Raw genomic sequence first — 24,037 nt, forward strand, 5'->3', positions numbered from 1 at the left:
TCTATGCGGCTTTAGGAATGTTCACCGTGATATGTGCTGCATTTTTTATAATATAAGACAAGGTTTCTCGTCAGTTCATCCATCAGGCAGTAAAATGTAGGGTGAAAATGCTCATTCTGGAGATAACTGCATGTCCCTGCCTTGTGATAGAAATGCCTTTTATCAGCAATTAGAACAACAACTCAAAACAACCCGTGCTGAAGGGCTGTATAAAAATGAGCGGATAATTACTTCCGCGCAGCAAGCTGATATTGCTGTGGCGGATGGCCGCCATGTCATTAATTTCTGTGCCAACAACTATTTAGGGCTGGCAAACCACCCCCGGCTGATCGCGGCGGCTAAAAAAGGCATGGATACTCATGGCTTTGGTATGGCCTCGGTGCGGTTTATTTGCGGCACTCAAGATACCCATAAAGAGCTGGAACAGAAACTGGCCAGCTTCCTCGGTATGGAAGATGCCATTCTTTATTCCTCCTGTTTCGATGCCAACGGCGGTTTGTTTGAAACTCTGTTGGGGCCAGAGGATGCCATTATTTCCGATGCACTGAATCACGCTTCAATCATTGATGGAGTGCGGTTATGTAAAGCCAAGCGCTACCGCTATGCCAATAATGATATGAGCGAATTGAAAGCCCAGCTAGAACAAGCCAAAGCAGGCGGCGCGCGGCATATCATGATTGCCACCGACGGCGTGTTTTCCATGGACGGCGTGATTGCCAACCTGAAAGGAGTTTGCGACCTAGCGGATGAGTATCAGGCGCTAGTGATGGTCGACGACTCCCACGCAGTGGGCTTTGTGGGTGAAAATGGCCGTGGTACTCATGAATACTGCGAAGTAATGGATCGCGTGGATATTATCACCGGCACATTAGGCAAGGCGCTGGGTGGGGCATCAGGCGGTTATACCGCGGGTCGTAAAGAAGTGGTTGAGTGGTTGCGCCAGCGCTCACGGCCTTATTTGTTCTCAAATTCATTGGCTCCAGCAATAGTCGCGGCTTCTATTGAAGTGTTATCGCTATTGGAAGACGGCGCTGAGCTACGTGATCGCCTATGGGCGAATGCCCGTTTATTCCGCGAGAAAATGAGTGCCGCCGGTTTCACCTTGGCCGGTGCCGATCACGCCATTATTCCGGTGATGCTGGGCGACGCGACACTCGCGCAAGAATTTGCCAATGCATTGCTGAAAGAGGGTATTTACGTCACTGGTTTCTTCTATCCGGTAGTGCCGAAAGGTCAGGCGCGCATCCGCACTCAGATGTCGGCAGATCATACGCCAGAGCAGGTGGAGCGGGCTGTTGAAGCCTTCATCTGTATTGGCAAGCAGCTTAACGTTATTGCGTAAGGGATTTTGATGAAAGCATTGTCTACGGAAACATTGTCTATGAAAGCACTATCCAAACTAAAAGCAGAAGAAGGTATTTGGATGACCGATGTGCCGCAGCCGGAGCTGGGCCACAATGACATCATGATCAAAATTCGTAAAACGGCTATTTGTGGCACTGATGTGCATATCTATAACTGGGATGAATGGTCACAAAAAACTATTCCTGTCCCTATGGTGGTTGGTCACGAATATGTCGGTGAAGTGGTGGCTATCGGTCAGGAAGTTAAAGGCTTTAATATTGGTGACCGGGTGTCTGGCGAGGGGCATATTACCTGTGGACATTGTCGCAATTGCCGGGGTGGGCGCACCCACCTTTGCCGCAATACCGTGGGTGTCGGCGTAAACCGCCCTGGTTCTTTTGCCGAATATCTGGTGATTCCGGCCTTTAATGCTTTCAAAATTCCCGACAATATTTCTGATGAACTCGCGGCTATTTTTGATCCGTTCGGTAATGCTGTGCATACCGCGTTATCCTTTGATTTAGTTGGGGAAGATGTGCTGGTTTCCGGCGCTGGCCCGATTGGTATCATGGCCGCTGCGGTCTGTAAGCATGTCGGCGCTCGCCATGTTGTTATCACTGATGTGAATGAATACCGCCTGGATCTGGCGCGAAAAATGGGGGTAACCCGCGCAGTTAATGTCAGCAAAGAGAACCTGAATGATGTGATGGCTGAACTGGGCATGACTGAAGGGTTTGATGTCGGTCTGGAAATGTCCGGTGCGCCGCCTGCCTTCCGCACATTGCTTAACTCAATGAATCACGGTGGCCGTATTGCGATGCTGGGGATACCGCCATCGGATATGTCTATCGACTGGAATCAGGTGATTTTCAAGGGGCTGTTTATCAAAGGGATTTATGGCCGTGAGATGTTCGAAACCTGGTACAAAATGGCAGCTCTGATTCAATCCGGTTTAGACTTAACCCCGATTATCACCCACCGTTTCTCCATTGATGAGTTCCAGCAAGGTTTTGATGCTATGCGCTCGGGGAAATCAGGTAAGGTAATATTAAACTGGGATTGATCAGACTGCTGACAAACTCTAACGGCTCGATCTTGCAAGGTGAGGACAGGGAGAAGAGTAAAGCGTCCGCGCCAGGGATGGCGCGGCTCGAGCCCCCAGGGAAGGGTTTACGGCGTCTTTACGATCTGCCTGTTTTCACCGATACGGGCACTTTGTCATTAACCTCGGCCATCAGATGATGATGGCTTCGTTTTTATTAAGCAAATTACGGATTTTTAGCTTTAGATTCATCGACTGCCGGTTTATCAACCGGAGTCACTGGCGCGACTGGCGGGAAATATTGCTGCCAATGCTTCTTAACAAAGGTCACTGCTGGGCTTTGCATCAAGCTCTCACCTAAGACAATAAACATCTTATCGGCGTAGATTTTCTCCGGAACATAACTGGCTTTCGCGTTGCATTGCTTGATAGCTTTCAGGCGCTCGCCTTTGGCCGGGTCACGCGGTTTTGATTTGCCCGGTGAGACAGTGCCACTGCCGCTATTATTATGTTCAGTAATATTGCGCACTGGTTCATTCAGCAGCGCGCTAGGTCTGACCAAAACAATATCCGCAGGTAATTGAGGCAACATTTGTTGCAGCACTTTAATAGTGGCTGGATGCGGGTGCCCAATTGCAATGGCCGAACCATTACGACGGGCTAATTCTACTGCGCGGTTAAATTGTTGGCGAATCGCGGCTTCATTTTGTGAATCATCCAAAAAAACTTTGCGCTTAATCACTTTGACGCCAGTACCTTCGGCCGCTTTACTGGCCTGGCTGTTGCCAATAGTCACGCTATCAAGGAAATAGAGCTGGTAGTGCTCCAGTGCCTGCATCACTTTTTGCATGCCCGGCAAGCTGGAAGTCATCGCGCTGCCCATATGATTATTCATGCCGGTGGCGTAAGGAACATTATTCACCGCCTGGCGAATGATCCGCTGGACTTCTTCACTGCTCATTGATGGCTGTAATGTATCGCGCTCCAGCGGTTGCTTGCTCAGCGGGGCCATCGGCAGGTGAATCAGAATTTCGCGCCCTTGATTATGGGCTTTGATGGCCATCTCTTTGGCATAAGGGGCATTAGGTAGAATCGCCACTGAGATCGGCAGCGGCATCTGTAATACCTTGTTTTCGTTCTGAGGGCGATAACCAAAGTCATCAATAACGATTGAAAGTTTGCCCGCCTGCGCGGCGTTAGCAATGAGTAGGGTGCTTACTATGATAAACCGACGTGTATTGAAATAGCGCAATAGGTGTTCCCTAATGTTGTTCTCTATCTTCCTAACCAAGGCTGTGGGTTAACCGCTTGTCCTTGACGGCGGATTTCGAAATAGAGTGATGGCTCACCTTGACCGCCACTGGTGCCAACGAGCGCAATTGGCTGGCCAGCTTTTACCTGAGCGCCGACATTGACCAGCGCGCTTTGGTTGTAGCCATATAAACTCATATCCCCTTTGCCGTGTTCAACGACGACGACCAGTCCATAGCCCTGCAACCAGTCTGCCAGTAGCACTCGGCCATCCGCAATCGCTTTGACTTCGCTGCCTTCTGGCGCGGAAATAACCATGCCTTTCCAACGGAGTTCACCTTGCAAGGCCTCGCCAAAGCGGTGAGTCACATTCCCCCTAACGGGCCACATAGCTTGGCCGCCCGGGCGACCCAGCCCGCCAGTTCGCGCCATTAATGAGCGCTCACTTTCACTTGGTTTATAGCTGGAACCGGTTTTCTTGGCTTGCTGTTCTTTGACTTTTACTTGTTCGCGTACGCGGGCCGCTTCTTTAGCCTCCCGCTCTGCACGGGCTTTGGCTTCGCGCTCAGCTTTGGCGATTTGGTCGCGCAAACGGGATTCGTTGAGTTTCAGCTCCGCCAGACCCTGCTGATCTTTCTCCAGCGAGGCTTCCAACGAAGTTAGCGTTTTCTTGCGGGCAGTTCGCGCTTCTTCCAGCTTTTGCTGCTGAGTTTTCTGCTCATCCAATAAAGCTTTTTGCTGGTTTTTCTTTTGCTCCAGCACTTTTTTCTCAGCAGACAGGTTGGTGCGGGTCTGCTCCAGTGTTTCAATGGATTTCTGACGAGCTTCATTGAGATAACTGAAATACGCCAAAATGCGCTCACTGCGCTGGCTCTCTTCACCACTTAAAACAAGTTGTAAGCCACTGTGCTGACCTTGTTTAAAGGCCGCATCAAGCTGTTTTGACAGGATATCTTGTTGCTGAGATTGTTTACTTTGTAGTTTGCCAATCGAGGCGGTAAGGCTGGAGATTTCTTTATCCAGTTCACTCAGGGTACCTTGGGTTTCACGCAAGCTGCGGCTCGCCTGAGCAATGGTATTTTCCTGTTGTTTCAACTGGTCGAGCAAGGAACTGCGTTGTTGTTTTTGTTGCTGAACACTTTTTTCTTTCTCAGCGATATCTTGCTGAAGTGTTTTCAACTGACTTTTGTTTTCTGCTGTTTTTATCGTTGAAGGGGCATCAGCGGCATGGCTGGATAATGGAAACAGCAATACGCCAGCGCAAAAAACGCTGGCGTACAGTGCTGACCACGGGCGAGGCACCAACCTATTCGGCAATGCAGAGAAGCCCTCTGTATCGCCGCTGATGCTATCTTCCGTAACCATTGATATCGCGAATGACGCCTTTTCCTTCATAACGAAGGATTATTCCACGATGAACAGCGGCTTACCAGTCATCTCTTGCGGGATTTCCATTTCCATCAGTGACAGCATGGTCGGTGCGATGTCTGAAAGTTTGCCACCGGAGACGGCTTTAACCTCTTTATTACCGACATAAATCAGGGGAACCGGCAGGCTAGTATGGGCGGTGTGTGCCTGGCCAGTTGCCGGGTCACTCATCTGCTCAGCGTTGCCGTGGTCGGCGGTGATAAGCAATTGCCCATCAACTGCTTTCACCGCAGCAACGACTTGTTCAATGCAATTATCCAGAGTTTCTACTGCTTTCACGGCGGCATCATAATCACCGGTATGGCCGACCATATCGCCATTCGGATAGTTACAAATGATCACATCATATTTGCCGCTGGCGATAGCGCCGACCAATTTTTCAGTCAGTTCTGCGGAACTCATTTCCGGTTGCAGGTCATAGGTTGCCACTTTCGGTGAGTTAATCAGAATGCGATCTTCGCCTTTGAATGGCTCTTCCACGCCGCCGTTATAGAAGAAAGTCACATGAGCATATTTTTCAGTTTCAGAAATGCGCAACTGTGTTTTGTCATGCTTCATCAGCCATTCACCGAAAGTATTGCTCAGTGATGCCGGTGGGTAAGCACAAGCCGCTTTAATATCAGCCGCATATTCCGTCAGCATGATGAAATCGCCGAAGTTAACCACTTTATCGCGTTTGAAGCCGTCAAAGTCGGCATTCACAAAGGTGCGGGTGATTTGGCGAGCACGGTCTGCACGGAAATTCATGAAGATTAATGCATCACCATCATTCATGGCAGCATCAGCTTCGCCCGCGGCTTTAATCACGGTGGGTTTAACAAATTCGTCATTTTCATTACGGGCATAGGCCGCTTGCAGGCCAGCAACCGCGTTATCTGCGGTGAATTCGCCTTTTGCCTGAGTCAGTAAATCGTAGGCCAGTTGTACTCGATCCCAGCGATTATCGCGGTCCATAGCATAATAACGGCCAATAATAGACGCGATGCGGCCTTTGCCCAGCTCAGCAAACTTTTCAGTGAATCGTTTCAGTGAAGGTTCAGCACTGCGCGGCGGGGTATCACGTCCATCGAGGAATGCATGCAGATAAATGGTCGTCGCCCCTCGTTTGGCCGCCAGCTCAACCATCGCCAGAATGTGGTCTTCGTGGCTGTGGACACCACCAGCAGACAGCAGGCCCATGATATGCACTGCTTTGCCCGCTTTAACCGCGTTATCAATAGCTGTGGTCAGGGTTGGGTTGGTGAAAAAGTCACCCTCTTTGATTTCTTTGTCGAGGCGGGTTAAATCCTGATAAACAATACGGCCAGCCCCCAGATTGACGTGACCGACTTCAGAGTTACCCATTTGCCCATCGGGCAAACCAACATCCAGACCTGAAGCGGCAATTAATGTATGAGGTTGTTGTTGCCATAAACGGTCCATCACCGGAGTATTGGCATTCAGAATGGCATTATCTTGCTGTTCTTCGCGGTAGCCATAGCCATCCAGAATAGTCAGAACCAGCGGTTTTTTAGTGCTCGACATTGCAGAACCTCTTTCTTATTAGAAAGGCGGTAATTTACTACAGAACCGGTTAAAAATAGCCCAAAGAGATCAACATTGGTGTGGGGTTTTGCGTAAAAATCATCAAAGAGACGACAAAACTTCCAGAGATTGTTCGCAGTTTCTGCAATGGCACTTGCATATTGGCTGTATTTGCCGCAACGCGCAGGTATACTCTGTGGCCTTGAATATTATCCCCTAACTAACGGGAGTTTTTACCCCCATGTTGCAAGAAATTATGCAATTCATTAGCCAGCATCCGGTTTTGAGTTTGGCTTGGGTGGCGTTGTTCGTCGCCGTAATTTTCACCACTTTTAAAAGTTCTCTGTCAAAAGTGAAAGAAATCACTCGTGGTGAAGCGACGCGTCTGATTAACAAAGAAGATGCGGTGGTGGTTGATCTCCGCACACGTGATGATTATCGCAAGGGCCATATCGCCAGCTCTATTAATTTACTGCCAAGTGATATCAAAAGTGGCAGCCTGGCTGAATTGGAAAAACACAAAGCACAGCCTATTATAGTAGTTTGTGCCACAGGGACGACCTCCCGTGCCTCCGCTGAGCTACTGAATAAAGCCGGTTTTGAGCGAGTGTTTACCTTGAAAGACGGTATCTCTGGCTGGAGTGGTGAGAATCTGCCACTGGCGCGCGGCAAGTAATTGCTATAAAAATCGCTATATCAATAAAGTGTAAATTTGAGGTGTTTCCATGGCGAAGATTGAGATTTATACCAAAGCAACATGCCCGTTCTGCCATCGTGCTAAAGCACTGCTGAACAGCAAAGGTGCCGTTTTTCATGAAATCGCAATTGATAATGACCCTGCCAAACGTGAAGAGATGATTGCTCGTTGCGGGCGGACAACGGTGCCTCAGGTATTTATTGATGGGCAGCATATCGGCGGCTGTGATGATTTACATGCCCTGGATGCGCGCGGTGGGCTTGACCCGCTGCTTTAACTCGCCAGTGGGCCCCATGATTGTAATGGAAAGAGCCCGCGGCGGAAGTGTTGTTTAATAAGGACGTCTAACTTTAGGGTATCTATACACATGTCAGAACAAAATAACACCGAGATGGCTTTCCAGATCCAACGTATCTACACCAAAGATATCTCCTTCGAAGCACCTAATGCTCCGCAGGTTTTCCAGCAGGATTGGCAGCCAGAAGTTAAACTTGATCTTGATACTGCTTCCAGTCAGCTGGCTGAAGATGTGTATGAAGTGGTACTGCGTGTGACTGTCACGGCTTCTTTGGGCGAAGAAACTGCATTCCTGTGTGAAGTACAGCAGGGCGGCATCTTCTCCATCGCTGGTATTGATGGCACCCAACTGGCGCATTGCTTAGGTGCATACTGCCCGAACATTCTGTTCCCGTATGCGCGTGAATGCATCACCAGCTTGGTATCTCGCGGTACTTTCCCACAGCTGAATTTGGCACCGGTTAACTTTGATGCCCTGTTCATGAACTATCTGCAACAGCAGGCTGAAGGTGAAGTTGAAGGTGCTGAACAACGTCAGGATGCCTGATGAACACCACCCATGCTTCAATGACTGTAATCGGTGCCGGATCTTACGGCACCGCATTAGCCATTACGCTGGCGCGTAATGGCCATCAAGTTGTGTTATGGGGCCACGACCCTAAGCATATTCAAACTCTGCAACAAGACCGTTGTAACCAAGCTTTCCTGCCCGATGTCCCTTTCCCCGACACTCTGTTACTGGAAACCGACTTGGCACGTGCGCTGGCAGCTAGCCGTGATGTGCTGGTGGTGGTGCCCAGTCATGTTTTCGGTGCGGTATTAAATCAGCTCAAACCACACTTACGCCCAGATGCGCGTATTGTTTGGGCGACTAAAGGGCTTGAGGCAGAAACAGGCCGCTTGCTGGCGGATGTGGCGCGGGAAGTGCTGGGCGAGAGTATTCCGCTAGCAGTGGTCTCCGGCCCGACGTTTGCCAAAGAGCTGGCTGCCGGTTTACCCACCGCGATTGCACTGGCATCGACCGATATGCAATTTAGTGAAGACCTGCAACAACTGTTGCACTGTGGCAAAAGTTTCCGCGTGTACAGCAATCCTGATTTTATCGGGGTCCAACTCGGTGGTGCGGTTAAAAACGTAATTGCGATTGGTGCCGGGATGTCCGATGGTATTGGTTTTGGTGCCAATGCGCGAACCGCATTGATAACCCGTGGTTTGGCGGAAATGACCCGTTTGGGCGCGGCATTAGGCGCTGATCCCTCCACCTTTATGGGCATGGCGGGGTTAGGTGATTTGGTGCTAACCTGCACAGATAACCAATCTCGTAATCGCCGGTTTGGCATCATGCTTGGGCAGGGGCTAGGCGTACAAGAAGCACAGGATAAAATTGGTCAAGTGGTCGAAGGTTACCGCAATACCAAGGAAGTTCTGGCGCTGGCACAACGCTACGGTGTTGAAATGCCAATTACTGAACAAATTTATCAGGTGCTATACAGCCACAAGAATGCGCGTGAAGCGGCGCTGACCTTATTGGGTCGGACCAGAAAAGATGAAAAAAGCGGCATTTAGCTTGTTCAGCAGTAATAAAATAATAAATATATAGTGCCAATCCTTGGCGTTGGCATTGCCGCGTCAAGGAATTAGGGTGTCAGTGGCTTCGGTCGTTCCCCGAAGCCGCTTGTTTATGGGCAGGAGTACGCAATGTCGTCAGAAGAGTTAGAGCTGGTTTGGAGTAGCATTAAATCAGAAGCAAGAGCACTGGCCGAGTGTGAACCCATGCTGGCAAGTTTTTTTCACGCGACATTACTGAAGCATGAAAATTTAGGCAGTGCGCTGAGCTATATTCTGGCGAATAAGTTGGCTAATCCTATCATGCCCGCCATTGCCATCCGTGAGGTGGTTGAAGATGCTTATCGTGCTGATGAACAGATGATTATCTCTGCTGCCCGCGATATTCTGGCGGTACGTTTGCGCGACCCCGCAGTGGATAAATACTCTACGCCATTGCTGTACTTGAAAGGTTTTCATGCTTTACAAGCTTATCGTATTGGCCACTGGCTATGGGCGCAGGATCGTAAAGCACTGGCTATTTACCTGCAAAATCAAGTGTCTGTCGCTTTTGGTGTGGATATCCACCCAGCGGCAACCATTGGTTGCGGCATCATGCTAGACCATGCCACCGGAATTGTCATTGGTGAAACCGCTGTGGTTGAGAATGATGTTTCCATCCTGCAATCCGTCACTCTGGGCGGTACCGGGAAAACCAGTGGCGACCGTCATCCGAAGATTCGTGAAGGTGTAATGATTGGCGCGGGTGCAAAAATTCTGGGCAATATTGAAGTCGGGCGTGGTGCTAAAATTGGTGCCGGGTCAGTGGTGTTGCAGGCCGTGCCTCCCCATACGACAGCCGCAGGTGTCCCCGCTCGAATTGTCGGCAAGCCAGAGAGTGATAAACCCTCATTGGATATGGATCAGCATTTCAATGGCGTTAGTCACGGGTTTGAGTACGGCGACGGCATCTGATCCCCTGCGTCCTTGAAGCCGCAGGGGTGTTGGCTACGTTCGCTCACCCGAATCACTTACCTTATGTAAGCTCATCGGGACTCGTTCACTTGCCGCCTACCTGCAACTCCAATGCCTTTGGGGATCTATTTTATATTGGTAGACCCCAATCCCGGGCTACTATCTTGCTATTCTTTCAGTAATGCTCCCGGATAACCTAATTGCCGCCAGGCTTCATACACCACCACGGACACGGCATTTGACAGGTTCATGCTGCGGCTAGCGGCTAGCATTGGAATTCTGATTTTTTGCTGCGCGGGTAATGCATCCAGAACATTGGGCGGTAAGCCGCGAGTTTCTGGGCCAAACAGCAGATAATCATTTAGCTGATAATTGACGGCGCTGTGGGCGGGTGTCCCTTTGGTGGTCAGAGCAAATAAGCGGGCAACATTTGTTCCGGCAGATGGTGCACCAGTAGATTGTGCGCCATCCAGCTTTTCGCTGTCGAGGAATGCTTGATAATCATGGTGATGTTTGATGTTGGCAAACTCATGGTAATCAAGACCCGCACGGCGTAAGCGTTTGTCATCCCAAGTGAAACCTAAAGGTTTTATCAGATGGAGTTGGCAACCTGTATTCGCGCATAACCGGATAATATTGCCGGTATTCGGCGGGATTTCGGGTTCAAATAAAACGATATTAAGCATATGTCCCCCAATAATAAGGGGCGCAGGATATCAGAAACCCCCGCTCAGTGCAGCGGTTACCCATTTTTGTCGACCACCCCATCAGTTTGTAAAATAAATAGGATTTGTAAAATAAATAGGGGCGATAAAATAAAAATTTGAAAGCAAGGAGCGGAGAGCGCCAAATGTGGTGATTTTATATGCTGGTCGCCACAGTCAGTATTAATGGAGTATTCATCATGACATCAGTTCGGGGCGTAATAGACAGTTTGTCAGACCCACGCTGGGCCGCTATTGTTAATCGCGATAAAACCGCCGATGGTCAGTTTGTTTATGCGGTGAAAACCACCGGTGTGTATTGCCGGCCCTCATGTTCTTCCCGTCAGGCGAAAGCAGAAAACATTGAATTCTTTGCTGATAATGATGCCGCTGAACTTGCCGGTTTCCGGCCCTGTAAACGCTGCCGACCCACTCAGTTATCTCAAGCGCAACTGCATGCAGAAAAAATTAGCCAGGCATGCCGTTTAATTGAGCAAGCTGAAATACCGCTTAAACTCAGTGAGTTGGCAGCCGAGCTGAATCTCAGCACTTTTTATTTCCATCGATTATTTAAATTCATGACCGGATTAACGCCCAAGGCGTATGCCACCGCGACCCGCAGTGCACGAGTCCGCAGCCAATTGGCGGGCGAAGGCTCGGTGACTGACGCAATATTTGATGCTGGATACAACTCCAATGGCCGTTTTTATGAGCAATCCAATCAGTTATTGGGCATGACGCCGACCCGCTACCGGCAAGGTGGCCGCGATGTCACACTGCATTTTGCTGTGGGGGAAAGTTCTCTCGGGGCTATCTTGATGGCGAAAAGTGAATTGGGAATATGCGCCATTTTGTTGGGTGACTCACCGGCCCTGCTGGTGCAACAATTGCAGGATAAATTTCCACAGGCGGAGTTAATTGGCGGGGATGCCGAGTTTGAACAATGGTTCGCGCGGGTGGTGGGCTTGGTTGAGGCCCCTAAGCTTGGGCTAGATTTGCCCTTGGATATCCGCGGCACGGCATTCCAGCAGCGGGTTTGGCAGGCATTGCGGGAAATTCCGGTAGGCGAGACCGCCAGTTATGCCGATATTGCCGCTAAAATTGGTTCACCAAAAGCGGTGCGCGCGGTGGCGGGCGCCTGTGCTGCCAATATGCTGGCGGTCGCCATTCCCTGCCATCGAGTCATTCGTCAGGATGGCGCATTATCAGGCTATCGCTGGGGGATTGAGCGCAAAAAATATTTGCTGGAGAAAGAACGCCAGAAATAGGCTGCCCGATCCAATATGGTCGGGCAGCCGGTTTTATCATTTCATTAAGATTTAAGTGGATGCAGCGGCAACCAGATAATCAGCCGCAGACCCCCTAATGGGCTGTCTTCGGCCCGAACCCAACCACGATGCTGATTAACCGCAGTTTCTACAATCGCCAGCCCCAAACCTGTCCCGCCGGATTCGCGATCTCGCGCTTCATCAGTGCGGTAGAATGGCCGGAAGATCTGTTCACGGTCTTCCTCGCTGACACCGGGTCCGTCATCATCGACAGTGATAGTTATTCCCTGATTATCCGAGCTGAACGCCACGGCAATGTGATGATGGGAATAACGCAGCGCATTACGCACGATATTCTCCAACGCACTGTCGAGGGCCGCCGGGTTGCCAAATAAGGTCCATGGCCCCGGAGGTGCGGTCACTTCCAGTGTTTTCCCCATCTGGTCAGCTTCGAACTGCGCATCTTCCAGCACTTCAGACCAAAGTTCATTAGCCTTGATTGGCTCGCGGTGTAGCTCGTTTTTATGCTGACTGCGGGATAACACCAGCAAATCATTGATCATGCTATCTAATCGTTGCGCTTCCATTTCAATACGCTCCAGTTCTTTCCCCTCGCCATGGCGGCGGCGCATTAGCGCAGTGGCCAGTTGCAAGCGGGTCAGTGGAGTGCGTAGCTCATGGGAGATATCAGAAATCAGCCGTTGTTGGGCCACAACCATCCGGTCGAGCGCACTGATCATCTGGTTGAAACTCGCGCCGGTTGCCAAAAACTCTTGTGGGCCAGACTCCAACTCAGGGTGCTGTTTCAGGTTGCCACGCGCCACGTCATCAGCGGCATTTTTCAACTTACGTGCCGGTTTCGCCAAACTCCATGCTAGCCATAACAGCAGTGGCGCACTGATCAACATAGTTGCAATCAAGAGCAGCAGCGGCCGGTCAAACATCAAATTGATAAAATCGGATTGCGGGCTACTTGCTGGGCGCAGCAAATAGAGCTGATAGTTATCTTCGCCATCACGGATGGAGAAGGGGCCGACCATCTCAACGCGACCATATTTTTTCTTTTTCGGCTGGTCTGAGTTATCTGACTGGCCGATAAAATTACGCACCATTTGCATTTCGTGGCGCTGGGCACCAATAACGCGGCCCTCAGTGGTCACTAACACTAAATGCTGGCCGGGTGGTGCCCACTTTTCGATGGCGCGATAAAGTCTGCGCCACCACATGAGATCATTGGCCGGGTCACTGGCCAATTCAGCTTCAATATGTTGCTCCAGCATCGTTCCCTGACGCTGTTCGCTGTCGAGCAAGGTGGTCATTTGACGCGAGTCGAGTTTCGGCAACATCAGCACCAGCATCAATACCAGCGCCAAGGTAAACCAAAAAATCGCAAAAATTCGCGTCGTTAAACTGTTAATCATGTTTCAGAGACCATCAGATACCCGCGGCCGCGCAGAGTTTTAAACCAAGGTAGCCCGTCTTTGCGATCCGGCAACTTACGGCGCAGGTTTGAAATATGCATATCAATGGCGCGGTCAAAAGGTGTTAATCGTTTCCCCAACACTTCCTGGCTGAGATGTTCGCGCGAGACCACTTGGCCGAGGTGCTGAGCCAACAGGTAGAGTAAGGTAAATTCCGTGCCGGTTAATTCCAGCGACTGGCCCTCAAAGCTAGCTTCCTGGCGGCCTGGATTCAATTGCAGGCAATCAACGTCCAGTATTGGCGCGCCCTGGTCGACATTTTGCTGCTGCTCACTCCAGTTAGATCGACGTAAAATGGCTCGGATGCGCGCTACCAGCTCACGGTCATTAAAGGGCTTCGCCAGATAATCGTCCGCACCTAGCTCCAGGCCGAGTACCCGATCCAGCTCACTCCCCCGAGCCGTCAGCATAATCACCGGAGTTTGGTGGTGCTGGCGTAACTCTTTCAAGGTTTCGATACCGTTTTTGCGCGGCATCATAATATCCAATAATAACAAATCGATAGAATTATCCAGCAGGTTTAATGCTTGTTCACCATCGTGAGCAACGACAACATTAAAACCTTCCATTTCCAGTAATTCTTTCAACAGTAACGTCAGTTCACGATCATCATCAACTAATAGGATTTTATGCATGATTGTTTCTCCTCTTGACGCAAAATACGTTATCAACTGCCGGTATTCCATGACTTTACTTAGCTTTACATGCCCTGACTCCAGTTTTACATCCACTGACGCTAGTTTGCAGCCGGGCCAGTAGACTGCTCCTTATTGAATCGCAGGGCAATAAACCGCTTAGCAGATAGAACTTAGGAGTTAAATAATGCGCAAAGTAAATAAAGTAGTAACGTTAATAATGGCGTCAATGTTAGTTATCGGTTCTCAAGCCGCCTTCGCTGCTGATAAGTCCGGAGCCACTGATGGCTGGTGCCACGGTGACGGTGCGATGATGAACAAGAAAGATGGACGTGGTCACCATAACATGTTTGATGGCGTCAATCTGACAGAACAGCAACGCCAGCAAATGCGTGACCTGATGCGCCAGTCTCGCCAAGAGAAGCCGCGTGCCGATTTGGCTGAGCGCGAAACCATGCACAAGTTGGTCACTGCGGATAAATTCGACGAAGCCGCTGTAAGAGCGCAGGCCGAGAAAATGTCCAAAGACCAGATTGAACGTCAGGTCGAAATGGCCAAAGTACGCAACCAAATGTTTAACTTGCTCACTCCAGAGCAAAAAGCTGTCTTGAACCAAAAGCACCAGCAGCGCATTGAGAAAATGCAGCAGGCGCCAGCAGCACAACCCTCTTCTGCCCAGAAGTAAGTAGTACCCTGTAATACCCTGTTTTCCTTGCTATAGACACCATCCCTGTCTTTCGCCCTCCATGATGGAGGGCTTTTTTTTGTCTCTTTTCCGTTATACTCATAACCCCTGAATATTATTCGGAATGAGTTATGGATCCGCAATATGCGCGCTTGGTGAAAGCTGCTGCGCTCAGCGCCACTGTGCTGGCATCAATCTTACTGATAATTAAAATTTTTGCCTGGTGGCATACTGGATCGGTGAGCTTGTTGGCTGCGTTAGTTGACTCACTGGTGGATCTGGCCGCCTCTTTAACCAATCTTTTTGTGGTGCGCTACTCGCTGCAACCGGCTGATGAAGAACATACTTTTGGCCATGGTAAAGCGGAATCGCTGGCTGCGCTGGCGCAAAGCATGTTTATTTCCGGCTCGGCGTTATTCCTGTTCCTGACTGGTTTCCAACATTTAGCATCACCAACACCGCTGCAAGATCCTGGTATAGGTATCTGGGTAACATTAATTGCATTATTCAGTACAATGATATTAGTCACATTTCAGCGCTGGGTGGTACGAAAAACTCAGAGTCAGGCCATTCGTGCCGATATGTTGCACTATCAATCTGACGTCATGATGAATGGTGCTATTCTTATTGCATTAGCATTAAGTTGGTATGGTTTTCATCGTGCGGATGCATTGTTTGCCTTGGGGATTGGGGTTTATATTCTCTATAGCGCACTGCGTATGGGTTATGACGCGGTGCAAGCTTTGCTGGATCGCGCCTTGCCAGATGATGAGCGGCAGGAAATTATCAATATTGTGACGTCATGGCCGGGCGTGATTGGCGCTCATGATTTGCGTACTCGCCAGTCGGGGCCAACACGCTTTATTCAACTCCATCTTGAAATGGAGGATATGCTGCCATTGATGGAGGCGCATATTTTAGCTGATCAAGTGGAGCGGGCATTATTGCACCGTTTTCCTGGCGCAGATGTCCTTATCCATCAAGATCCTACTGCTGTGGTACCCAAAGAACGCCATGCGCATTGGGAGTTATAATTTATTCATCCGTTATTGCTACATTAACTATTGCTACATTAACTACAGGTAAACTGTGGTTACATAATGGTTCAGTCATGAAGAAAATACCGCCAAATGGCATGACTTGAATCAATTCAGCTTGGTGTTTTTGCTATAATATTCAATATTAAGCTCATCAAGCTGATTTTCTGTACTGTTCGCCTGTGCAAGACATAATCGGCAAATAAATAATTTTAAAAAATCGCATCTACAAGTTCAGAGGTAGTCATGGTCAAGAAAATCGGTGTACTAACAAGCGGCGGTGATGCGCCAGGTATGAATGCAGCCATTCGTGGGGTTGTTCGTGCAGCTTTGTCAGCAGGATTAGAAGTTTACGGTATTGAAGATGGCTACCTTGGCTTGTTTGAGAATCGTATGAGGAAGCTGGATCGCTATAGCGTGTCCGATATGATTAACCGTGGTGGTACCTTCTTGGGTTCTGCGCGCTTCCCTGAGTTTCGAGATCCGGAAAAGCGCAAAGTCGCGCTACAGAATATGAAAGACCGCGGCATTGATGGCCTGGTGGTTATCGGTGGTGACGGTTCTTATGCAGGTGCAGACTTACTCACCAAAGAAGGTGGGATTCACTGTATCGGCTTGCCGGGCACTATCGATAACGATGTCGCCGGGACTGACTATACCATCGGTTTCTTCACCGCATTGGGTACGGTGGTGGAAGCTATTGACCGCTTGCGTGATACTTCCTCTTCGCATCAGCGTATTTCCATCGTTGAAGTGATGGGCCGTTATTGTGGCGATTTGACTCTGGCGGCTGCTATTGCCGGGGGCTGCGAGTTTATTGCTATCCCTGAAGTTGAATTCAAACGTGAAGATTTGGTTGCTGAAATTAAAGCGGGCATCGAGAAAGGTAAAAAGCACGCGATCGTGGCAATTACTGAAAAACTAGACAATATCGACGAGCTGGCTAAATACATTGAGAAAGAAACCGGTCGCGAAACCCGTGGTACTGTCTTGGGCCATATCCAGCGCGGTGGGGCACCGGTTCCCTATGACCGCATTCTAGCTTCTCGTATGGGCGCTTATGCTGTTGATCTGCTGTTGGAAAATCATGATTATTCGCGCGGCGGCTTCTGCGTTGGGGTACAAAACGAGAAGATGGTGCATGAATTAATCTCCGTTTGTATCGCGCCAGAAAATAAGAAAAGTAAATTTAAAGAAGATTGGTACGATACTGCGAAGAAATTGTTCTAAAACAGCCATTTGCTCGATCGCTAAGCCCTCGCAATTGCGGGGGTTTTTTATTTCCAGTCACTCATATATTCCGTATTGATATAATCAAAACTTTTTTATTCTTTAATTGACCAGAAAGTTTCTGGCACGCTCAGTATCAGGCCAACCAATTGGGTTGATTAAGATTTCAGTTAATAACAATTACAGTTAATAACAATTTCAATTAATAACAAATCTGGGGAGCGGGTCAATGCGTAAATGGGGTGTAGGTCTTTCATTACTGCTGCTGGCATCAGGTGCCATGGCAAAAGATATCCAATTGCTGAATGTGTCATATGATCCGACACGTGAATTTTATCAAGATTATAACCAAGCGTTTAGCAAATATTGGCAAGAGAAAACCGGTGATAAGGTGACGGTGCGCCAATCACATGGCGGTTCTGGTAAGCAGGCGACCTCGGTTATTAATGGTATTGAGGCTGATGTCGTGACCCTGGCTCTGGCTTACGACGTAGATGCTATTGCTGAACGTGGTCGTATTGATAAAGACTGGATCAAGCGCCTGCCTGATAACTCCGCGCCTTACACTTCAACTATCGTCTTCCTGGTGCGTAAAGGGAATCCAAAACAGATTCATGATTGGTCAGATTTAGTGAAGCCGGGCATCTCGGTCATTACGCCGAATCCGAAAACCTCCGGCGGTGCGCGCTGGAACTACTTGGCTGCATGGGGTTATGCGTTAGAGCACAACAATAATGATCAGGCCAAGGCGCAAGAATTTGTCAAACAGCTGTATAAAAATGTGGAAGTTCTGGATTCTGGTGCGCGTGGGGCGACTAATACCTTCGTCGAGCGTGGGATTGGCGATGTATTGATTGCCTGGGAAAATGAAGCTCTGCTGGCGGTGAATGAAGTGGGCAAAGACCAGTTTGATATCATCACGCCGAGCGTTTCTATTTTGGCTGAGCCGACAGTCTCGGTGGTGGATAAAGTGGTTGATAAGCGCGGTACCCGTGAAGTGGCCGATGCTTACTTAAAATACCTGTATTCACCGGAAGGCCAGACTATTGCCGCTAAGAATTACTATCGTCCGCGTGATCCGGCTGTCGCCGCTAAGTTTGCTAATGAGTTCCCGAAACTGCAGTTGTTTACCATTGATGACGTCTTCGGTGGCTGGACTAAAGCCCAACAGGTGCATTTTGCGACTGGCGGCGTATTTGACGAAATCAGTAAGCGATAAAGTCTGTAAACAATGAAATAAGAAAAAATAACATAATGATTTGATAGCAGTAGTTGACTCAGCGCCTGTAAGTTAATGCTTACGGGCGCTTTGTTTTATTAGCCATTTTAACCCTCTGATTATTTTTATAATTCTTCTCTTTCTTACAGATAAAAACCGCCTAATTCGCCAGCGCGTGTCAAATGCGTTATTGAATCGTGGCGGAATAATAAAACTTAGTGAGTCAGGGGAAAAGATTATGAATATTAGTAGCATTTCTGGTACGGATTCAGGGGGCGGGCAAGTTTCGGGGGATTCACACACTCCGCCATTAAGATCTTTATCGCGCAGTGGTAGTTTTGAATCACTGCATAGTAACGCGTCAATTATATATGAAAATGATGAATGGGATATCGGTTCAGCAGGTATTACTGAGAGCTATACACCACCTAAAATAATAAACAGGCAAGTTGAAGACGCTTTAAGACCGAAAAGTTATCCTGTTGATAAAAATGGAGAATCACCCCTAAGTCTGGAAAATTACTTATCAGACTATTTATTAGATAAAGTGAATTGTGATGGTAAAGCACCTTTATGGCTACGGCCATTGGCCGCTTTGCTGGCGTTATTTGGTATCCATGGTTTTGGTCAAACTAACTGTGCTTCTTGTGCTACAGCGGTTATCGATACATTAGAGCAAAATAAGCTACATCTAGCATTGCCATATCTAAGGGGGGCTGATGTTAAAGGAAATATGGACCGGCTTATTTATGAAAAAAAATCGGTTACTCAGTTGGTGACTCAGCTACATAGCTATCAGCGTGATGAAGCCTTATATGGTGTTCTTGTGATTAAACGTCCAGCTTTATGGAGCATATTGCCATGGGTGACAGAAGGTCACGCCTGTAATGTGATTAAATTTGAAGGCAGTAATTTTATCCATTTTCTCGATACTCAGAAGAAGACATATATAAAATACGATCTCAGTCTTTATAAGGAGGAAGAGATTGCAGATTGTGAAGAACAAATAAGGCTGTCTAGTCAGATACGCCAGAAAGCTCAGATAAGTAAATTCTTTGGTTCGGTAGGAACGGATGGAATCGATTTATATGAGAAAATTTTTAAACAGCCAGATAATAAAAAAGCCGGAGCATCATCTGCCCCAGCTTAATCAGTTGCTTAGAACCTGAATTAGGCTTTTTTAGCTTTTGCAGCGGCTTTCACGATAACGGCGAATGCGTCCGCTTTCAGTGATGCACCGCCAACCAGCGCACCATCGATGTCTGGCTGGGTGAACAGTTCTGCTGCATTTTTATCATTCACGGAACCGCCGTACTGGATGATAACTTGTGCTGCAACCGCGGCATCAAGCTTGGCAATATGGTCACGGATAAATTTGTGAACCGCTTGAGCCTGTGCTGGAGTGGCTGACTTGCCGGTGCCGATAGCCCAGATTGGCTCATAAGCGATAACCGCGCCTTCGAATGCTTTCACACCCAAGGTATTCAGCACTGCATCCAGTTGTTTAGCGCAGACTGCTTCAGTTTGACCCGCTTCGTTTTCTGCTTCAGTTTCACCAATGCACAATACGGGGATCAGGCCGATTTCTTTCAGTACGCCAAATTTCTTCGCAATGAATTCATCACTTTCGTTGTGATAAGTGCGGCGCTCAGAGTGACCGATAATGATGTATTGAGCACCAACATCTTTCAGCATTTCAGCAGAAGTTTCGCCGGTGAATGCGCCAGACAGATTCACATCAACGTTTTGTGCGCCCAGCGCGATGCGGCTACCTGACAGTTCATGCTTAGCTTGATTCAGATAGATAGCAGGTGGGGCAATAGCAACGCCACAGCCGTCAACAGTGCTCAATTCTTTACGCAGGCCAGCGATAAGCTCGTTAACCATGTGAGTGCTACCGTTCAGCTTCCAGTTACCCATAACTAATGGATGACGCATGTTTCTTCCTCCAACAAGGGGACGCGAGGGTCAATAATAATGACTGCCCGACAGGCAGTTTACCTGTCCAACAGTATAGAGATGATTAGCGGCAATGGCTTTGCTTTTCGTCATTAATTGCGGCGAGATTATGCTTCAGATAGTGAAAGCTTAATCGGTTCAACAGAGAAAGTAAGCCCTTTTTCGCCATTATCTGCCACAACATAGCGAATTGCTCCGACAGGATGGACGAAGAAAGGTGAGCCTTTGCCTTGCGTCAGCAATTGTTGCACGTTGCTGACACTTTGTTCGAGTGTGAGTGTGGGTTCAAACTGGCGCATCAGGGCCGCCATATAATTTACCGCGATCAGCCGGGCCGCTTTCTCTTCGCTCCCTTTGATTGGCAAATAGGTAATTTGTAAGGTTTTAATTTTACCTGTGCCTTTTTCCAATGCGGTTGAAGCATAGAGATTTTCGTTAATTTTACTGGCAGCACGGGTCAGCGGCGGCACATCATCTTTTACGATGATGGCGTGAAACTCACTGATAGGCAGCGTCGGGTTGGCGTGATTATAACTTTCACGGAATTTAACCAGCGTTAAATCAAAGGTTGGCGCGCCGGAAAGCAGATAGGGAGCTGTTGGCTGAGTGTCTTCAGCCGGCCGTTCATCGCCAGCTTCGGGAGCGGCATGAGCGCGGCTAACTGTTGCTATTAGCAGCAGTATTGTCAGCATTGCGATTATTTCTTTTCTCATGACTTATGCCGTTGTTTGCAGTTTGTGTAGGGGATTAAAGCGGTAATTGGGGGTGATTGTCAAAATTCACTGCAAAGAGTATAGGTTAGTTACAGCGTTGAGTTACTCTATTGTCCATACCAACTTCACATTATATCAGTTAAATGGATCAGGTTATTGATGACAATACAGCAATGGTGTTTCTCGCTAAAAGGCCGTATCGGGCGGCGTGATTTTTGGATTTGGATTGGGCTGTGGTTACTGGCAATGCTGGTTATCTTTACGTTGGCCGGGCAGAATTGGCTTTCCACTCAGACCGCTGCTTTTGCTGTTGTTTTTCTACTGTGGCCCACAGCCACGGTGATCGTCAAGCGGCTACATGACCGCAATAAAGCCGGTTGGTGGGCGCTATTGGTGGTGTTGGCCTGGATGCTAATGGCGGGTAACTGGCAGATGCTAGCGCCCATCTGGCAATGGGGGGTTGGGCGGTTTGTTCCCACGCTAATTATTGTCATGATGTTTATTGATTGTGGTGCATTTCTCGGTACCGAGGGTGACAATCGTTTTGGCCCAGAAGCGGTACCGGTGAAGTTTCTGGCTGAAAAAACACCGCAGTAAATAGGGTTTTATAAGGTAAAAAAGGGCCATATGGCCCTTTACCCATACGGTTTATTACCAATACTGCTCGCTGGTCATATGCCCCGGTTTACGGCGCAAATGTTTACGCATTTCCCGCTGTTCTTTCAACAATTGCTGGGTATCTCGCACCATTTGCGGGTTACCGCACAGCATGACATGGCTGTCTTGCGCATCAATTTTTAAGCCGACAGCGGCTTCCAGCGCACCATTTTCAATCAGTGCCGGAACCCTGCCCGTCAATGACCCCGGTGACTCTTCGCGGCTGACAACTGTCTGAATCCGCAGTTTGCCGTTATAACGTTGCTCAAGCTGCTGCATCAATGGCAGGTAGCTGAGGTCGCGGGCAAAGCGTGCAGCATGAACCAGCACCAGATTTTTAAAGCGCTCTAAATCGCGACCTTCCTGCAAAATAGAGAGATACGGGCCAATCGCGGTGCCCGTTGCCAGCATCCATAGCGTGTCGCAATCCGGAATTTCTTCCAGCACAAAGAAGCCCGCCGCTTGCTTGGTCACCATCACTTCGCCACCCACCGGCAGTTGGTCAAGTCGCGGGCTGAGTTTCCCCTCTGGCACGGTGACCAGATAGAACTCCAGATTATCGTCACTTGGCGCATTGACGTAGGAATAGGCCCGCTGTACCCGCTCGCCGTTGATATCTAATGCCAGCTTGGCAAATTGACCGGCGGTAAAGGGATCAATTGGCGCATTGACCCGAATGCTGAACAACGAGTCAGTCCAGTGTTCAATGTGAGTAATTTTGCCACTAACCCATGCAGCCATAATTCTGATTCCCTTTATTCAAATACTTATCGAAAGTAGTACCTAAAGCGCTGGCGGTATTTTAGGGGATATTAGTAGAAAATATTATCGATTAAATGTTATCTCCTTGCGCCATGAGTGCCACTGTATTCTTTGGCGGCCGGAAACAAATATATGGACAGTTAACTTTACGCCAATGGTGTTTTTATCTGCCAGTCGCCCCTTTAGCAATATGTCGTGCTGGCTCGCTAAAAAATCTGAATTTGTTAGCTTATGCGCTAAGTGAGTTGTGTCACAAAAATAGTGGGGTGCTCGCAAAAAATGGCTTTTTACGGCCAGATGGGTGCGGCACAAGGTCCGGCTAACAATTTGTTCATAGTTAAGATAATGAGAAAAATAGAGAATTTCCACCTGCTGGTGATGTTGATTCTGTTGGTAGCTGTCGGTCAGATGGCGCAAACCATTTACGTCCCTGTTATTGCGGATATCGCCCGCGACTTTTCAGTGCGTACTGGTACGGTGCAGCGCGTCATGGCGGCCTATCTGTTGACTTATGGCTTCTCGCAACTGATTTATGGCCCACTGTCTGACCGGGTTGGACGTCGGCCGGTCATTCTGGTGGGCATGATGATATTTATGCTGGGCGCATTGGGGGCTTGGCTGGCAAATAGTTTGTCTATGCTGGTCGCGGCCAGTGCTTTGCAGGGCATGGGGACAGGGGTTGCGGGAGTGATGGCGCGAACCATGCCGCGAGATTTATATGCCGGCACGGCGCTGCGCTACGCCAACAGTATGTTGAACATGGGGATTTTGGTCAGCCCGCTCTTGGCCCCGATTATTGGTGGAGTGCTGGCGAGTCTGTTTGGCTGGCGCGCAAGCTACGCATTTCTGCTTTTTTTATGTGGCGGAGTGGCATTTTGCATGTTTCGCTGGTTACCGGAAACTCGGCCACAACAAACTGAAAAACGACGGATGCTGGCCAGTTTCCGCTTATTGTTCTCTGACCGCGCTTTTAGCTGTTATCTGGTGATGTTGATTGGTGCATTAGCGGGTATTGCGGTATTTGAAGCCAGTGCGGGCGTGTTGATGGGGGGCGTGCTGGGGCTAAGTGGGATGACGGTCAGTATTTTATTTATTCTACCTATTCCGGCAGCGTTTTTTGGCGCGTGGTATGCCGGTCGCGACAGTAAAACTTTCCATAACCTGATGTGGCACTCGGTGATCAGCTGTCTGCTGGCGGGTTTGATGATGTGGATACCCGGTTGGTTTGGCATTATGAATATTTGGACGCTGATTATACCGGCAGCGCTATTCTTCTTTGGGGCTGGGATGCTGTTTCCGCTGGCCACCACCGGGGCAATGGAGCCTTTCCCTTATCTGGCGGGTGCTGCGGGGGCTTTGATTGGTGGGTTGCAGAATGTCGGGTCAGGTCTGGCGACTTGGTTGTCAGCCATGCTGCCACAAACCGGGCAATTTAGCTTAGGGTTGTTGATGTTTGCCATGGCGGTATTGATTTTGCTGTGCTGGTGGCCTTTATCTCACCGGATGCAGCCGCAAGAACACCGTGTGTAGTCGGTTGAAAATACTGAACTAAAATGGGCGCGACGTGAATGTTGCGCCCATTAT

At 48.9% G+C, this 24,037-nt stretch carries 24 protein-coding genes; 15 read left to right on the top strand and 9 right to left on the bottom strand.

Annotation, left to right across the window (positions count from 1 at the left end):
- Positions 1-130: 130 nt before the first annotated feature.
- The gene (gene kbl, locus DXZ79_RS00410) at positions 131-1,342 is read left to right on the top strand and encodes a glycine C-acetyltransferase (RefSeq protein WP_050292158.1); all 1,212 of its coding nucleotides are present in this window, start codon (positions 131-133) and stop codon (positions 1,340-1,342) included.
- Between the two features lie 39 nt (positions 1,343-1,381).
- On the top strand, positions 1,382-2,407 hold the full coding sequence (gene tdh, locus DXZ79_RS00415; RefSeq protein WP_038639959.1) for an L-threonine 3-dehydrogenase: 1,026 nt from the start codon (positions 1,382-1,384) through the stop codon (positions 2,405-2,407).
- A gap of 205 nt (positions 2,408-2,612) precedes the next feature.
- On the opposite strand, the gene DXZ79_RS00420 is transcribed toward tdh, so the two are convergent.
- The 3 genes from DXZ79_RS00420 to gpmM are packed head-to-tail and all read right to left on the bottom strand — an operon-like array spanning position 2,613 to position 6,589.
- Complete coding sequence (locus DXZ79_RS00420; protein WP_038637927.1) at positions 2,613-3,638, bottom strand: divergent polysaccharide deacetylase family protein; 1,026 nt, start codon at positions 3,636-3,638, stop codon at positions 2,613-2,615.
- A 23-nt stretch (positions 3,639-3,661) separates the two neighbouring features.
- On the bottom strand, positions 3,662-5,032 hold the full coding sequence (gene envC, locus DXZ79_RS00425; RefSeq protein ID WP_038637930.1) for a murein hydrolase activator EnvC: 1,371 nt from the start codon (positions 5,030-5,032) through the stop codon (positions 3,662-3,664).
- Between the two features lie 9 nt (positions 5,033-5,041).
- Complete coding sequence (gpmM, locus tag DXZ79_RS00430; RefSeq protein WP_038637933.1) at positions 5,042-6,589, bottom strand: 2,3-bisphosphoglycerate-independent phosphoglycerate mutase; 1,548 nt, start codon at positions 6,587-6,589, stop codon at positions 5,042-5,044.
- A gap of 241 nt (positions 6,590-6,830) precedes the next feature.
- On the opposite strand from gpmM, the gene DXZ79_RS00435 reads away from it, so the two are divergent.
- From DXZ79_RS00435 to cysE, 5 genes are all read left to right on the top strand, one after another.
- Positions 6,831-7,265 (top strand): rhodanese-like domain-containing protein, encoded by a 435-nt coding sequence (locus tag DXZ79_RS00435; RefSeq protein ID WP_038637936.1) that lies wholly within the window; start codon positions 6,831-6,833, stop codon positions 7,263-7,265.
- 49 nt (positions 7,266-7,314) lie between these two features.
- Positions 7,315-7,563, top strand: a complete 249-nt coding sequence (grxC, locus tag DXZ79_RS00440) for a glutaredoxin 3 (protein ID WP_038637938.1) — start codon at positions 7,315-7,317, stop codon at positions 7,561-7,563.
- Positions 7,564-7,653: 90 nt separating this feature from the next.
- Positions 7,654-8,130, top strand: a complete 477-nt coding sequence (secB, locus tag DXZ79_RS00445) for a protein-export chaperone SecB (protein ID WP_032820633.1) — start codon at positions 7,654-7,656, stop codon at positions 8,128-8,130.
- On the top strand, positions 8,130-9,149 hold the full coding sequence (gpsA, locus tag DXZ79_RS00450) for an NAD(P)H-dependent glycerol-3-phosphate dehydrogenase (RefSeq protein ID WP_120010985.1): 1,020 nt from the start codon (positions 8,130-8,132) through the stop codon (positions 9,147-9,149). Before secB ends, gpsA begins: the two co-directional genes overlap by 1 nt.
- 132 nt (positions 9,150-9,281) lie before the next feature.
- On the top strand, positions 9,282-10,103 hold the full coding sequence (gene cysE, locus DXZ79_RS00455; protein WP_004392219.1) for a serine O-acetyltransferase: 822 nt from the start codon (positions 9,282-9,284) through the stop codon (positions 10,101-10,103).
- Between the two features lie 167 nt (positions 10,104-10,270).
- Here cysE and trmL read toward each other — a convergent pair whose 3' ends face one another.
- Positions 10,271-10,789 carry a tRNA (uridine(34)/cytosine(34)/5-carboxymethylaminomethyluridine(34)-2'-O)-methyltransferase TrmL gene (gene trmL / locus DXZ79_RS00465; RefSeq protein ID WP_038637947.1) on the bottom strand — a complete coding sequence of 173 codons (519 nt, stop codon included), beginning with the start codon at positions 10,787-10,789 and terminating at the stop codon, positions 10,271-10,273.
- A gap of 218 nt (positions 10,790-11,007) precedes the next feature.
- Between trmL and ada the strand changes: the two genes are divergently transcribed.
- Complete coding sequence (gene ada / locus DXZ79_RS00470; protein ID WP_072089214.1) at positions 11,008-12,075, top strand: bifunctional DNA-binding transcriptional regulator/O6-methylguanine-DNA methyltransferase Ada; 1,068 nt, start codon at positions 11,008-11,010, stop codon at positions 12,073-12,075.
- A gap of 44 nt (positions 12,076-12,119) precedes the next feature.
- Here the strand turns inward: ada and cpxA are convergent, their stop codons facing one another.
- Positions 12,120-13,496 carry an envelope stress sensor histidine kinase CpxA gene (cpxA, locus tag DXZ79_RS00475; RefSeq protein ID WP_038637953.1) on the bottom strand — a complete coding sequence of 459 codons (1,377 nt, stop codon included), beginning with the start codon at positions 13,494-13,496 and terminating at the stop codon, positions 12,120-12,122.
- Positions 13,493-14,191, bottom strand: a complete 699-nt coding sequence (gene cpxR / locus DXZ79_RS00480; RefSeq protein WP_038637957.1) for an envelope stress response regulator transcription factor CpxR — start codon at positions 14,189-14,191, stop codon at positions 13,493-13,495. The genes cpxA and cpxR overlap by 4 nt, the downstream gene beginning before the upstream one ends.
- Positions 14,192-14,378: 187 nt before the next feature.
- On the opposite strand from cpxR, the gene cpxP reads away from it, so the two are divergent.
- The 5 genes from cpxP (at position 14,379) to DXZ79_RS00505 (ending at position 19,512) form a co-directional block, all read left to right on the top strand.
- Positions 14,379-14,876 (top strand): cell-envelope stress modulator CpxP, encoded by a 498-nt coding sequence (cpxP, locus tag DXZ79_RS00485; RefSeq protein ID WP_038637960.1) that lies wholly within the window; start codon positions 14,379-14,381, stop codon positions 14,874-14,876.
- Positions 14,877-15,007: 131 nt separating this feature from the next.
- Positions 15,008-15,910 (top strand): CDF family cation-efflux transporter FieF, encoded by a 903-nt coding sequence (fieF, locus tag DXZ79_RS00490; RefSeq protein WP_038637963.1) that lies wholly within the window; start codon positions 15,008-15,010, stop codon positions 15,908-15,910.
- Between the two features lie 249 nt (positions 15,911-16,159).
- Positions 16,160-17,143 (top strand): 6-phosphofructokinase, encoded by a 984-nt coding sequence (gene pfkA, locus DXZ79_RS00495; protein WP_038637966.1) that lies wholly within the window; start codon positions 16,160-16,162, stop codon positions 17,141-17,143.
- Between the two features lie 229 nt (positions 17,144-17,372).
- On the top strand, positions 17,373-18,362 hold the full coding sequence (locus DXZ79_RS00500; RefSeq protein ID WP_038637969.1) for a sulfate ABC transporter substrate-binding protein: 990 nt from the start codon (positions 17,373-17,375) through the stop codon (positions 18,360-18,362).
- 238 nt (positions 18,363-18,600) lie between these two features.
- Positions 18,601-19,512 (top strand): toxin glutamine deamidase domain-containing protein, encoded by a 912-nt coding sequence (locus DXZ79_RS00505; protein WP_050292155.1) that lies wholly within the window; start codon positions 18,601-18,603, stop codon positions 19,510-19,512.
- A 20-nt stretch (positions 19,513-19,532) separates the two neighbouring features.
- Here the strand turns inward: DXZ79_RS00505 and tpiA are convergent, their stop codons facing one another.
- Both tpiA and DXZ79_RS00515 read right to left on the bottom strand, forming a co-directional pair.
- Complete coding sequence (tpiA, locus tag DXZ79_RS00510; RefSeq protein ID WP_004392229.1) at positions 19,533-20,300, bottom strand: triose-phosphate isomerase; 768 nt, start codon at positions 20,298-20,300, stop codon at positions 19,533-19,535.
- A gap of 128 nt (positions 20,301-20,428) precedes the next feature.
- Positions 20,429-21,034, bottom strand: a complete 606-nt coding sequence (locus DXZ79_RS00515; RefSeq protein WP_038637973.1) for a DUF1454 family protein — start codon at positions 21,032-21,034, stop codon at positions 20,429-20,431.
- Positions 21,035-21,193: 159 nt separating this feature from the next.
- Between DXZ79_RS00515 and DXZ79_RS00520 the strand changes: the two genes are divergently transcribed.
- The gene (locus tag DXZ79_RS00520) at positions 21,194-21,631 is read left to right on the top strand and encodes a DUF805 domain-containing protein (protein ID WP_050292144.1); all 438 of its coding nucleotides are present in this window, start codon (positions 21,194-21,196) and stop codon (positions 21,629-21,631) included.
- Between the two features lie 54 nt (positions 21,632-21,685).
- Here DXZ79_RS00520 and fpr read toward each other — a convergent pair whose 3' ends face one another.
- Positions 21,686-22,432, bottom strand: coding sequence for a ferredoxin--NADP(+) reductase (gene fpr, locus DXZ79_RS00525; protein ID WP_038637979.1), 747 nt, complete (start codon positions 22,430-22,432; stop codon positions 21,686-21,688).
- Positions 22,433-22,798: 366 nt separating this feature from the next.
- Here fpr and emrD point away from each other — a divergent pair, with 366 nt between their 5' ends.
- Positions 22,799-23,983, top strand: coding sequence for a multidrug efflux MFS transporter EmrD (emrD, locus tag DXZ79_RS00530; RefSeq protein ID WP_050292173.1), 1,185 nt, complete (start codon positions 22,799-22,801; stop codon positions 23,981-23,983).
- Positions 23,984-24,037: the final 54 nt, after the last annotated feature.

The sequence above is a fragment of the Yersinia rochesterensis genome (assembly GCF_003600645.1).
GTDB classification, from domain to species: domain Bacteria; phylum Pseudomonadota; class Gammaproteobacteria; order Enterobacterales; family Enterobacteriaceae; genus Yersinia; species Yersinia rochesterensis.